Below are 12,102 nucleotides of genomic sequence, written 5' to 3' on the forward strand. Positions count from 1 at the left end.
TGCGCTAATGCGTGGAACGGCCCGGCGGTCAACGCTTTGTCCGTCAGCCCTGGCAGGCTTCGAAGACACGACGGAACTCGGTTTTCTCATCATCCGTCAACGGCAGCAAGGGGGCACGCGCGTTGCCGACCTTGAACCCGGACAGTTCGGTACCGTACTTGACCTTCTGCACGAACTTGCCGCTTTCCAGGTTGGCCATGACCGGGAACAGGTTGCGCATGACGTCCTGCGCGCCGTGGATGTCGCCGCTGGTGAATTTGCGATGAAAGTCCACAACCTTCTCCGGGAAGATGTTGGCCGGCCCGCAGATCCAGCTGCTGGCGCCCCACAGGTAAAAGTCCAGGGCCTGATCGTCAGAGCCGCAGGACAGTTGGATGCCCTTGTGATGCTCGCCGATCTCGATGGCCCGCAGCAGGTTGCCGCTGCTCTCCTTGATGCCGATCACCCGTGGATGGTCATTGAGTGCGGCAACCACGTCCATGCCCACTTCGACGTTGGTACGGATCGGGTAGTTATAGAGCACCACGTTGATCTCGGGGAAACTCTCGAGAATGGTGTGGTAGTGCGCCAGCAATTCTTCCTGGGATGGCAGGGCGTAGTAGGGCGGTGCGATCAGCAGGTTGGTGTAGCCGGCGTCGACGGTCTGCCTGATCTGCTCCAGCACTTCGCGGGTGCAGGAACCGTTGGCTCCGGCGATCAAGGTGCCACGGTTGCCCACCACTTCCTTGACGGTGGCCAGGATCTGCCGGCGCTCATCATTGGTCAGTGCGTAGTATTCGCCGGTCGAGCCCAGTGGCACGAAGCCACTGACCCCTGCCGCCAGTTGTTTTTCGAGGATGGTCGCCAGGGTCTCGTGGTCGACTTTGCCGGCCTGGTCGAAGGGGGTAACGAGAGCAGGCAGGATACCGTTCAGTTTCATGGTGATGTCTCCGGTGGGATGAAAGTCAGTAGGCGTAACGGCGCAGCAGGCGTCCCTCGACCACGCCGACCAGGCGGGTAAGGGGGAATGCCACGAGGAAATAGATGACGGCCACGGCCGAGAGGAACTCGACCGGCCGGGCGGTGCTGTTGGAGATGTTCTGGCCGACGAACATCAGGTCGGCGACCCCGACCGAGGAAATCAGCGCGCTCTCCTTGAACAGGCTGACCATGTTCGACAGCAACGGTGGAACCGCCCGCAGCAGCGCCTGGGGGAACACCACGTAGAGCACCTTGACCCGCGATGACAGGCCCAGGGCGATGCAGGCGTCATGCTGTTCGCTGGCGATGGATTTCAGCGCACCACGAAAGGTCTCGCTGGTGATCGCCGCCATGAACAGGGTCAGGGCGATCAACACCGAGGCATAGGGTGGAACGTCCAGCCCGAACACCACCGGGAAGCAGAAGAACACCCAGAACAGCTGGATCAGCAGCGGCGTGCCGCGAAAAAACTCCACGTAGAGAGTCAGTGGCAGGCGCACCAGTGGCGTGCGTACCTGGCGCAACAGGCTGACGATGAACCCCATCAGGCTGCCCAGCACGGCGCACACCAGGGTGAAGCCGAGTGTCAGGCCAAGGCCTTTGAGCAGCACCGGCCAGTAATGCAGTACGACGGAAAAATTGATTGGCATGGCTCAGTCCTCAGCGCTGCACAGCGAGGTCTTGGCGCCGCTCGAACCATTGCGCCAATTGGGCGATGGGCAGCGAGAGGGCGAAGTAGACGAGTGCGATCAGGGTGTAGGTTTCAAGCGGACGATAGGCCTCGGTGGCCAGGCTCTTGCCGACGTACATCAGGTCCGCAACGGCGACGATGGCGACCAGTGCACTCTGTTGCAGCGTGCCTATGCCGTTGGTGATGAGTACCGGCAGGGCGCTGCGCAGCGACTGCGGCAATACCACGTACAACGTGCGTTGCCACGGCTTGAGACCCAGTGCCACGCAGGCGTCCAGGTGCTCACGCGGCACCGCCTGCACGCCGGCCCGATAGGCTTCGGCGTTGAAGGCGGTGAGGTTCAGGCCCAGGGCCAGGAAGCCCATGGCGATCGGGTCGATGAACACGTTGAACAGCATCGGCACGCAGTAGAAGAACCAGACGATCTGCAGTAAGGCCGGGGTGCAGCGAAAGAACTCGATGAACAGTTGCGCCGGCCAGCGGATGAAGAACCAGCGACTCATGGTCATCAGGCACAGCAGAAAACCGCAGGTCAGACCGATCAGGTTGGCGACCAGCGCCAGTTCCAGGGTGACCTTGAGCCCGTCGAGCAGCGCCGGCAGGCTGCCGTTGAGGAAGTGGAAGTCGAATTGGTAGTTCATGGCAATTCCCTCAATCCAGGTGCAGGACCTTTTCCAGGAACTCGCGGGTGCGCGGTTCCCGTGGGCAGGTGAACAACTGGTCGGGGTGGCCTTGCTCGACCACCTTGCCGTTGGCGCAGAACACCACGCGGGTGGCGATATGCCGGGCGAAGTGCATGTCGTGGGTGACGATGATCATCGCCATCTTCTGTTCGGCCAGTTGCATCATCACGTTCTGCACCTCGATGACCATTTCAGGGTCGAGCGCCGAGGTGACTTCATCGAACAGCATCAGGCGTGGTTCGAGCATCAATGCCCGGGCGATGGCGACACGTTGCTTCTGCCCGCCGGAGAGCTGATTGGGGTAGGCATGAAGCTTGTTTTCCAGGCCCAGACGGGCGAGGTAGGCGCGGGCTTTTTCCGTGGCCTCGGCCTTGCCCAGGCCATGCACCTTGACCGGCGCGAGGATCAGGTTGCCCAGTACCGAGAGGTGCGGGAACAGGGTGTAGTGCTGGAACACCATGCCGATCTGCTTGTGCAGGACTTCATCCAGTGGTTTGCCCTGTTTGCGAGTCCCGTCGATGTAGGGTTTGCCCTGGAACTGGATGCTGCCGCCCTGGATGCCTTCCAGCCCCATCAGTACCCGCAGCAGCGAGCTTTTGCCGCTGCCCGAAGGACCGATGATGACCAGGCGATCGTCGGCACTCATGTTGAGGTTCATCCGGTCCATCACCACCAACTGGTCGCCGTAGGCCTTGCGGACTTCATGCAACTGGATGAAATCGCCGGTGTTGGCCGAATTCGGGATGAGCGGAACCTGTGGCTGGGAAGCCACCAAGCGGGGAGTGTTCATGATTGTCGTCTCCACGAGGGCGCACGTAACGCCGCCCCCGGTCAGTCATCGAGGGTTTACCGGGTACTGGTCTGGGCAGTGAGCCGGGCGTTTGCCTTGTCCTGCGATGTATCCCCGGCACGGGCGCCCGAGTTCCTGCACAGACCAGCGGTAAGCGCAGAGGCGCAAGCCGATGCCTTGTGGAGCGACAGCGATTGATAACCAGCCATTTTTTACCTCTCCGTTGAACTTGTTCTTGTAGGCAGAAGGGCAAATCAATGTTTAACGCATGCTTGTGTGTTGTGTTGTATGCAGCGTTGCATTCAGATTAGGGCGGGCTTATGATCGTTGTCAACGGGCAATCAACAACCGGGCATTGGCCGGCGACCTTCGGTACATCGAGGGGTATGCAGGCGTCTGGTAGATTCGCGAAACAACAACAGTGAGGAAGACCTGTGCGGCCGATCGTCGTTGTAGGTGCCGGAATCGTCGGCACCACCATCGCTTACCAACTCCAGCGCCGCGGCAAGCGGGTGGTACTGCTGGATAAAGCGGAGCCCGGCAAGGGCGCCTCCTTTGGCAACATGGCCAGCATCGCCGTGACCGAGTTCATGCCCGCGTCCCGGCCGGGCATCTGGTCGCAGATGCCCAAGTGGCTGCTCGATCCCGAGGGGCCGATCTGCATTCGCCCGGGTTACCTATTCAAGTTGATGCCATGGTTCCTGCGCTTCCTGTCGGCCAGCCGTCCGGCCAAGGTGCGCGAGCTGGAGGCCGCTGGCGCGGCGCTGTGCTTGCGTGTGCATGAAGACCTCGCGCAGTTGCTCAAGGACGCTGGCCTTGAGCACATGCTGAGTGAGCAGGGGTGCCTGAGCCTGTACACCGACGAAGCCGAATACCGCGCCGATCGTGAACACATCGAGGTGCTGGAGCGCTTTGGTTTCGCCCACGAAACCCTCGATCGCGAGGCGCTTCAGGCGCTTGAACCGGCGTTGGCCAGGCAGATTGGCAAAGCGGTGCTGTTTCCCGAGAATCGTTCGATCTCCGACCCTTATCAGTTGGTGATGCAACTGCTCGAGCGCTTCAAGGCATTGGGCGGGGTGGAGCACAAGGGCGAGGTGGTAGGTTTTGACCAGTGCGATGGCCACGTCGCCGGGGTTCGCCTGAAGGACGGCCGGCTGATCGAAGCCGAAGAAGTGGTGCTGGCCGCCGGTGCCTACACCGCCAGGTTGTCCAGGCTGATCGATGAACCCATCCCGCTGGAGACCGAACGCGGCTATCACACCCAGGTGATGACGCCGGGCATTTCCATGCAGCACTCCATCATCTGGCCGGCCAAGGCCTTCATGGTCACCCCGACCGCTGGTGGCATTCGCATCGGCGGCACGGTGGAAATGGCGGGCCTGGACGCCGAACCTGACTATCGCCGGGCACAGGTCCTGGTCAAACGCGCCCGCCAGGCGCTGCCGGACCTGCAGGTTCAGGACACCTCCGAATGGATGGGCCATCGCCCGGCGTTGCCGGACACGGTGCCGGTGATGGGCCGTTCGGCGACCCGGCGCAATGTCTGGTACGCCTGCGGCCACGGGCACCTGGGTCTCACGTATGCGGCCACGACCGCACGTCTGATCAGCGACCTCATGACCGGGCAGCAGCCGCCCGTCGACATGACCCCGTACCGCGTCAACCGTTTCTAATCACAACAATAGGCAAAGACAGGTGATCGCTATGCGCAGCAAGCTATACATCGACGGCAAGTGGGTAGCCCCGGTCAACGGCGGTTTCGAGACCGTGACCAACCCGGCCACCGAAGAGGTGGTGCAGGAAATTGCCGCCGCCACCGAGGCCGATGTCGACCTGGCCGTCAAGGCTGCCCGACGCGCGTTCGACAAGGACGGCTGGCCGAAACGCTCGGGTGCCGAACGGGCGAAGTTCCTGCGCGCCATCGCCCAGGGCATTCGCGATCGCCAGGATGAGATCGCGACGCTGGAGGTCATCAATAACGGCAAGCCGCTGCCGGAAGCGAATTGGGACATCGGCGATGCGGCTGGCTGCTTTGATTATTACGCCGGCCTGGCCGAACAACTCGATAGATGTGGCACGGAAAACATCGACTTGCCCGACGGGCGATTTACCTCCAAAGCGGTCAAGGAACCCATCGGTGTCGCGGGGGCGATCATTCCCTGGAACTACCCGTTGCTGATGGCCGCCTGGAAAGTGGCCCCGGCGCTTGCCGCCGGTTGCACCGTGGTGTTGAAACCCGCGGAAGTGACGTCGCTGACCTCTTTGCAACTGGCGGCGATTGCCGACGATGTCGGCCTGCCGGCAGGTGTGCTCAACGTGGTGACGGGCGCCGGTTCTGTCGCTGGCCAGGCGATCATCGATCACAAGGGCGTGGACAAGCTGGCCTTCACCGGCTCTGGCCCTGTGGGTTCGAAGATCATGGCGGCCGCGGCGCGCGACATCAAACGGGTCAGCCTCGAATTGGGCGGCAAGTCGCCGTTCGTGGTGTTCGACGACGCCGACATCGAACAGGCTGTCGAGTGGATCATGTTCGGCATTTTCTGGAACCAGGGCCAAGTGTGCTCCGCCACCTCGCGCGTGCTGGTGCAGGAAGGCCTCTACCCGCAATTGCTCGCCAGGCTGGTGGAAGAAACCCGCCGTATCAGGATTGGCAACGGCATGGACGAAGGTGTACTGCTCGGCCCGCTGGTTTCCAGGCGCCAGCACGAGCAAGTAATCGCCGCCATCGACGCCGCACGCGCGGCGGGTGCCACAGTAGCCTGCGGCGGTGGACGCCCCGAGGGCTTCGACAAGGGCTACTACCTGCAACCAACCGTGCTCACGGATGTGCCGCTGGACAGCGCCGCCTGGGTCGAGGAGATCTTTGGCCCGGTGGTCTGCGTTCGCCCGTTCAAGACCGAGGAAGAGGCCGTCGCTCTGGCCAACGATTCACGTTTCGGCCTGGCCGCTGCGGTGATGTCCAGGGACGATGTGCGGGCTGAACGCGTGGCCGCTGCGTTCCGGGCGGGCATTGTCTGGATCAACTGCTCGCAGCCGACCTTCACCGAGGCGCCGTGGGGCGGCTACAAGGAGTCCGGCATCGGTCGCGAGCTGGGCCGCTGGGGCCTGGACAACTACCTGGAGACCAAGCAGATCACCCGATACACAAGCGATGCCCCGTGGGGTTGGTACATCAAGTAACCGATTGAATCGGCAGCGCATGGCGGGGTTCCTGCGCTGCCTTTCCTGAACGAATTGATGGAGGTACACATGGCTCAACCACTGCAAGGACAAACCGTCCTGGTTACGGGGGCGTCAGGCGGTATCGGCGCGGCGATCGTGGCGCAACTGGCTGGCGAAGGCGCGCGGGTGATCATTCATTACGGGCGGGACAAGGTCGCGGCTGAACGCCTGCTTGAGCGCATTGGCGGCAACGGGTTCGTCGTACAAGGTGATCTTTCGACACCGTTGGGCGCCTTCGAGTTGTGGAACGCATCGATCGCTGTCGCCGGGCGGATTCATGGGCTCGTCAACAACGCCGGTATTCGTACCGAAATTTCCATCGACGCCGGGCCGGAGCAATGGTCCGCTGCCTGGCAGAAGGAGTTCCAGGTCAACTTCTTCGCCGCCGCCGACCTGTGCAAGGAAGCGATCCGCCATTTCCAGCAGTTCGAGGGCGGGCGCATCGTCAACATGGCCAGCCGTGCCGGCCAGCGCGGCTACGCGGCCGAAGCGTTGCCCTATGGCGCCACCAAGGCGGCGCTGATCAACCTGACCAAGTCCATTGCACGTTCCTTCGGACCTGACGGCGTGGTCGCCGTGGCCATCGCTCCCGGCTGGGTGCACACGGACATGGCTGAGCAGTTCATTGCCACACATGGCAAGCAGGCCGCCGTCGCGGACATTCCGATCGGTGAAATTGCCCAGCCTGGGGAGGTCGCCGAGCTGGTGGCTTTCGTGCTGCGCAAGTCCCAGGCTTCGCTCAATGGCGCCACGTTGGACGTCAACGGAGGCAGTTACATCCGCTGAACCCCAGGGGCGAACTCTTCGCGACGTTCGCCCCGCACCCTCAAGGAAATCACAATGAACCTGCAAGATGATCTGGCCGTGATGGTTCGCCAGGAACAAACCCTGCAATTTGAGCATTTCGACGAGAACACCGCGTGGCAGCTTGGCTGCGCCTTGCACGAGCGAGCCGTGGCTGAAGGGTGGCCACTGGTGATCGACGTCAGGCGGTTCGACCGCCCGCTGTTTTTTGCTGCCAGGCCTGGCATGACCTCTGACAATCTGGATTGGGTGCGGCGCAAGACCAACACCGTGCAGCGTTTTCTGCGCAGTTCCTATCGCATCGCCCATCAACTTGCCGTGGAGGAGCAGGACATTTCACAGCGCTACCATCTTTCACCGGCCGATTACGCCAGCTGCGGCGGTGGTTTTCCCGTCATCGTCAAAGGTGCTGGGATCATTGGCAGCGTGACGGTCTCGGGCCTGCCAGACCGTCAGGATCACCAGATCATCGTCCAGGCACTCTGCGATCTGCTCGGCCATGATCAGGCCGGGTTGATGCTGGCTGACGAGAGCACCCGCTAGATCCATCACCCTGTCCTGGCGCTTTCCTGCAACAGCCACTCCTTGAAATACGTGGCGGCGGGCGAAAGAGGGCGGCCCGCATCGTGAACCACATACTCGGCAAGCCCGGTGACCGCCGCAAACTCGGTCACCCGGACCAGTTCACCTTTGCGCACGGTATCGGCTGCCATGAAATCCCACGCCAGGCTGATGCCGGCACCCTGGAGGGTGGCCGCGTAGGTCAGGGTCAGCTGGTTGAAGGTCGGGGCGGATTTCGGTGATTGATAGGCGTGGTTGAAGTGGGCGAACCAGTCTTTCCACTCCATGCAGTCCCAGGCCGAAGTCAGTTGAATCAGCGGCAGGTTCGCCAGCTCATCCAGCGTCGAGGCTTGTGTACCGGGGCTGCCGGGCAGGGCGACCGGGTATATCACCTCGGCAATCATCGAGGTGGACACAAGGCCCGGCCAGTCACCGTTACCATAGAGAATGGCGAGGTCGCAGTCCGGGACCATGAACGGCAGGATGTCATTGGTCGCGTTGATGTTGACGGTGATCTCCGGATGGATCGCACTGAACCCCAGCAGCCGTGGAAACAGCCAGAACTGCGACACGGCGTGCGTGGCCAGCACGGTGACGGTATTGGCGGCGCGGGTGGCACTGACGCGCTGGCCGGCCGTGTGGATGCGGTGCAACGCGGGCAGCACTTCATCGTGGTACATCAGGCCCGAAGGGCTGAGCTTGACCCCGCGCGCCTGGCGAGTGAACAGCTCGACGCCCAGCGCCTGCTCCAGCGTGCGTATCTGTTTGCTGACGGCGCTCTGCGTGACACACAGCTCGGCGGCCGCGCGGGTGAAGCTTTGCAGGCGGGCCACCGATTCGAAGGCGACCAGTGTGTCGAGGGGTGGCATATGCCGAAAACGTCCAGCCATTCGAGTGCCCAAGGTATGCCGAAAAGGAATGTCAGTATGCGGCGTTTTCGTTACATCGACGCAAGGATTTCTCCTAGTATCGTGACATTCTTCGAAAGGTAGCCGCGATGCGAACAGCAGTAGTCCACGCCATGATGGCGGGTGCGTTATGGGGGGCGGTGATCGTCACGCCTTCATTGATCCCCGATGTGCACCCGGTGGTGATCAGTTGCGCGCGTTTCCTGGTGTATGGTCTGTTCGCCGTGCTGGTGGCGCTGCCTCGTGCCCGGCAGCTCCTGGGGCGCCTGCGCAAGAGCGATGTGCTGATGTTGCTGGAGCTGGCGCTGACCGGCAACCTGGTCTATTTCATCCTGCTGAGCGCGGCGGTGCAGTATGCCGGGGTGGCGATCGCCTCCCTGATCAATGGGCTGATTCCGGTGGCGATCATGCTCATGGGCAGGAAAACCAGCGGTGGCAGCAGCGGGTCGATGTACATCTCGCTCGCGTTGATCTGCGTCGGCACGGCGTGGATCAACGTGCCGGCGATCATGGACATCTTCCATGGCCAGGGCAACAGCGACAAGGCGTTCGGTGCATTCCTCGCAGGACTGGGCGTGCTGTCCTGGTCGTGGTTCGCCTTGCGCAATGCCGGGCACCTCAAGACGCTGCGCTTCAGCCCCAGTGAATGGTCGACGCTGCAGGGCGTGACCACGGGCATCGTCGCGCTGTTTGCCAGCATCGGCGTGTGCCTGTTCAATCCGCAGATTCTGCCGACGGCGTTGAGTGGGGGGCGCATGACCGTGTTCGTGCTGGTGATCCTGTTTTTGGCCATTTGCGGGTCGTGGCTGGCCAACGGCTTGTGGAACAGCGCAGCACAACGCCTGCCGCTGGGGCTCAGCGGGCAGATGATCGTCTTCGAAACGTTGTGTGCGCTGGTTTATGGCTACCTCATGTTGTGGGCGTTGCCCGGTGCCAACGAGGCGATCGGCATCCTGCTGGTGTTGGGTGGCGTCGCCTGGACCATGAGCGCGCAAGGCCGGCGGGCCGCTGTGGCCTGATCAGGCCACGGCCTGTGCACCGGTGATTTCCACCAGGGAGCCGCACATGAACGCGGCTTCGTCACTGGCCAGGAAGGCCACCAGTGCCGCTACCTCCTGCGGCTTGCCAATACGGCCGAACGGCACCATTTTGTCCAGGTCCTCGATGGTCCGTCCTGAGCGCCGCACACCTGCTTCCAGCATCGGCGTATGGATTTCACCGGGGCAAACGGCATTGATGCGGATATGGTGGGGCGCATAATCACGTGCCAGATTCTGGGTGAATGAAGCCACCGCCGCCTTGGTGACGTTGTAGGCGATGTGCCCCGGTGCGGGGTACAGGCCCCATTGCGAGGCGGTATTGACGATGGCGCCAGCCCCTGACTCGATCATGATGGGCAACACCGCCCGGCACAGGTAAAACATCGAATCCAGGTTGACGGCAAAACTGGTGTGCCAATCTTCTTCGCTCAAGGCCAGCAGGTTGCCACGACGGTTGATGCCGGCATTGTTGACCAGCACATTGATGTGCCCGAACTGTGCGGCAACCTGTGCAACCAGCGTCCGGCAGGCTTCGCCGTTGGAAATGTCAGCGGCCAGGGCATGGGCATTGTCGCCGATCTGCTGCGCCACCTCTTGAGCCGCTTGCAGGTTGACGTCAGTGACCACCACTGTCGCCCCCTCGGCTGCCAGTCTTGCGGCGATTGCTGAGCCGATCCCGCCAGCAGCGCCAGTGACGATGGCGACCTTGTTTTCAAACCTTTGCATGGGCAGACCCTCTCTGGCAGCCACTGCTGCCGTGTGCAAGCGAAACGCGATGCCGCTTGTTGATTCAACACAAGCGGCTCATCGCGGTGGCGGGTTACTTGGCGGCGTTGACCTGTAGGGAAGCCTTGTCCACCAGTTGCTGGATCTCGCCGTTATCGCGGCGCTGCTTGATGTAGATGTTCAGCACCTCCATATCGGCCGGCGAGATGTCGCGGCGGATGCCGAACGCCACACCCTGCTTGGCGAGGGCGGGTTTGGGCAGGATTTCACGGGCCCAGTCGGGGTTGGCCAGGGCGAACAGGTGGTTGGTATCACTGGCATCGACCAGCACGTCGGCGCGCTTGGACATCACCGCCAGCCGCGTTTCATCCATGCCCGGCAAACGCATGATCTTGGCGTTGCGAATGGCCGAGGTGATGGCCTTGTCCTGTGCAGTGCCGGACATGACGGCGAAGGTCATGTCGGGTTTGTCGAGTGCGGCGATTTCATCGGCGACGTTGGCCACCTTGGGGTTGTCCTTGTTGACCAGCAAAGACACCTGATAGTCGGTGGCCGGTGCGCTGAAACCCACCGCCAACGCACGCTCGGGCGTTTGGTTGAGGGCCATCGCAAGGTCCCATTTACCGCTCTGCAGGCCGGCGACGAGGTTGTCCCAACTGGTGTCGACGAACTGCACCTTGACCTTCAGTACCTTCTCGCCGAAGTCCTTGCACAGGTCGACGAAGTAGCCGCTGTAATCGCCTGAGCCGGCATCACGCATGACATAGGGCGCTGCCACTGCCGCGCCGCAACGCAGCACGCCGGCTTTCTGAATGTCTTGCCATACCGAGGTTTCGGCGGCCTGCGCGGCCGACTGTCCGAGCAAGGCACCACAGAGGCTGGCGCAGACAAACAGGGTTTTGAGAGACGCTGGGAAGAACCTGACCATTTTTGACCTCACTGTTTTGATTGTTGTAGGCAGAAAGGTAAAACAAAGTACCACACATCTGTGTGTGCATGGTTGTGTGCAGATTATGAGTTAGTCATTTGACTGTCAACTCGCCGTCGATTGACGGCGTGAGGGCTACGCTTGAAGGCACGCCAATTTCCATGACAGGAACGTCAATGCCGCCCATTCACCTGCGCCTGGCCGCGTTGCTGGTGCTTTGCCTGAGCTTTTCCGTGGCGGCGCAGGACAGCGCCTGCCCGGCGGGAGAAAAACAGCTGTGCCTCAACGGCTGCATCTGCCTCCCGGACCTGGGCAAGATCGCCGGTGTCCCAGACGGTATTTATCAGGTAGCCGCGCCCGCCCTGGCGCTGTGGCTGACGCAGTCGCGCGCAGAAGCGGCCAGCGCCGGCGTGCAACCGATCCCGGCGCCTGTGCGTGAGCGGCTGCTGCGCTGGTACGACGCCAGCGTGCTCGACGCCGTGAGCTACAAGATCAGTGACGATGGCCAGCTCAACGCCGCCAACGCCATGCTGCAAAACCCCGACATCGGCGCGGTGACGTTGATCGACATCATCATTTTTCGCAGCGCCGAAGACGCCGAACAGAACATCGGGCTGTGGGCCCATGAGCTCAAGCACGTGCAGCAGTATCAGGAGTGGGGTGTCGGCGGGTTTGCCCAGCGCTACACCGCGGATTTCAACGCGGTGGAAGAGCCGGCCTATGCCATTCAGATCGAGGTGGGCAGGGTGTTGCGGGAAGAGGCAGCAGCGGGGCGAACGCCTGATTGAC

At 62.2% G+C, this 12,102-nt stretch carries 13 protein-coding genes; 6 read left to right on the forward strand and 7 right to left on the reverse strand.

The window, feature by feature from the left end; all coding sequences use genetic code 11:
- Positions 1–43: 43 nt before the first annotated feature.
- Genes dapA through ABVN20_RS02615 form a run of 4 tightly spaced genes read right to left on the reverse strand, consistent with a single transcriptional unit; the run spans position 44 to position 3,124 of the window.
- A complete protein-coding gene (gene dapA / locus ABVN20_RS02600; protein ID WP_368553833.1) occupies positions 44–919 on the reverse strand; it encodes a 4-hydroxy-tetrahydrodipicolinate synthase in 876 nt (291 codons plus the stop codon).
- 25 nt (positions 920–944) lie between these two features.
- Positions 945–1,610 carry an amino acid ABC transporter permease gene (locus ABVN20_RS02605; protein WP_368553835.1) on the reverse strand — a complete coding sequence of 222 codons (666 nt, stop codon included), beginning with the start codon at positions 1,608–1,610 and terminating at the stop codon, positions 945–947.
- Between the two features lie 10 nt (positions 1,611–1,620).
- On the reverse strand, positions 1,621–2,292 hold the full coding sequence (locus ABVN20_RS02610) for an amino acid ABC transporter permease (protein ID WP_368553837.1): 672 nt from the start codon (positions 2,290–2,292) through the stop codon (positions 1,621–1,623).
- Between the two features lie 10 nt (positions 2,293–2,302).
- A complete protein-coding gene (locus tag ABVN20_RS02615) occupies positions 2,303–3,124 on the reverse strand; it encodes an amino acid ABC transporter ATP-binding protein (RefSeq protein ID WP_368553839.1) in 822 nt (273 codons plus the stop codon).
- A 434-nt stretch (positions 3,125–3,558) separates the two neighbouring features.
- On the opposite strand from ABVN20_RS02615, the gene ABVN20_RS02620 reads away from it, so the two are divergent.
- The 4 genes from ABVN20_RS02620 (at position 3,559) to ABVN20_RS02635 (ending at position 7,693) form a co-directional block, all read left to right on the forward strand.
- Positions 3,559–4,797, forward strand: coding sequence for an NAD(P)/FAD-dependent oxidoreductase (locus ABVN20_RS02620; RefSeq protein ID WP_368553840.1), 1,239 nt, complete (start codon positions 3,559–3,561; stop codon positions 4,795–4,797).
- 31 nt (positions 4,798–4,828) lie between these two features.
- Complete coding sequence (locus tag ABVN20_RS02625) at positions 4,829–6,304, forward strand: aldehyde dehydrogenase family protein (RefSeq protein ID WP_368553842.1); 1,476 nt, start codon at positions 4,829–4,831, stop codon at positions 6,302–6,304.
- A 69-nt stretch (positions 6,305–6,373) separates the two neighbouring features.
- A complete protein-coding gene (locus tag ABVN20_RS02630) occupies positions 6,374–7,132 on the forward strand; it encodes an SDR family NAD(P)-dependent oxidoreductase (RefSeq protein WP_368553843.1) in 759 nt (252 codons plus the stop codon).
- A 54-nt stretch (positions 7,133–7,186) separates the two neighbouring features.
- The gene (locus ABVN20_RS02635; protein ID WP_368553845.1) at positions 7,187–7,693 is read left to right on the forward strand and encodes a heme-degrading domain-containing protein; all 507 of its coding nucleotides are present in this window, start codon (positions 7,187–7,189) and stop codon (positions 7,691–7,693) included.
- Positions 7,694–7,698: 5 nt separating this feature from the next.
- Here the strand turns inward: ABVN20_RS02635 and ABVN20_RS02640 are convergent, their stop codons facing one another.
- Positions 7,699–8,580 (reverse strand): LysR substrate-binding domain-containing protein, encoded by an 882-nt coding sequence (locus tag ABVN20_RS02640; protein ID WP_368553847.1) that lies wholly within the window; start codon positions 8,578–8,580, stop codon positions 7,699–7,701.
- Between the two features lie 128 nt (positions 8,581–8,708).
- On the opposite strand from ABVN20_RS02640, the gene ABVN20_RS02645 reads away from it, so the two are divergent.
- Entirely contained in the window at positions 8,709–9,638 is a 930-nt protein-coding gene (locus ABVN20_RS02645; protein ID WP_368553849.1) for a DMT family transporter, read from the forward strand.
- Here the strand turns inward: ABVN20_RS02645 and ABVN20_RS02650 are convergent, their stop codons facing one another.
- Complete coding sequence (locus tag ABVN20_RS02650; RefSeq protein ID WP_368553851.1) at positions 9,639–10,385, reverse strand: SDR family NAD(P)-dependent oxidoreductase; 747 nt, start codon at positions 10,383–10,385, stop codon at positions 9,639–9,641.
- A gap of 94 nt (positions 10,386–10,479) precedes the next feature.
- On the reverse strand, positions 10,480–11,313 hold the full coding sequence (locus ABVN20_RS02655; RefSeq protein WP_368553852.1) for a transporter substrate-binding domain-containing protein: 834 nt from the start codon (positions 11,311–11,313) through the stop codon (positions 10,480–10,482).
- Positions 11,314–11,489: 176 nt separating this feature from the next.
- Between ABVN20_RS02655 and ABVN20_RS02660 the strand changes: the two genes are divergently transcribed.
- Positions 11,490–12,101 carry a DUF4157 domain-containing protein gene (locus ABVN20_RS02660; protein ID WP_368553854.1) on the forward strand — a complete coding sequence of 204 codons (612 nt, stop codon included), beginning with the start codon at positions 11,490–11,492 and terminating at the stop codon, positions 12,099–12,101.
- Position 12,102: the final 1 nt, after the last annotated feature.

Source organism: Pseudomonas sp. MYb118 (genome assembly GCF_040947875.1).
Taxonomy (GTDB): Bacteria; Pseudomonadota; Gammaproteobacteria; order Pseudomonadales; family Pseudomonadaceae; genus Aquipseudomonas.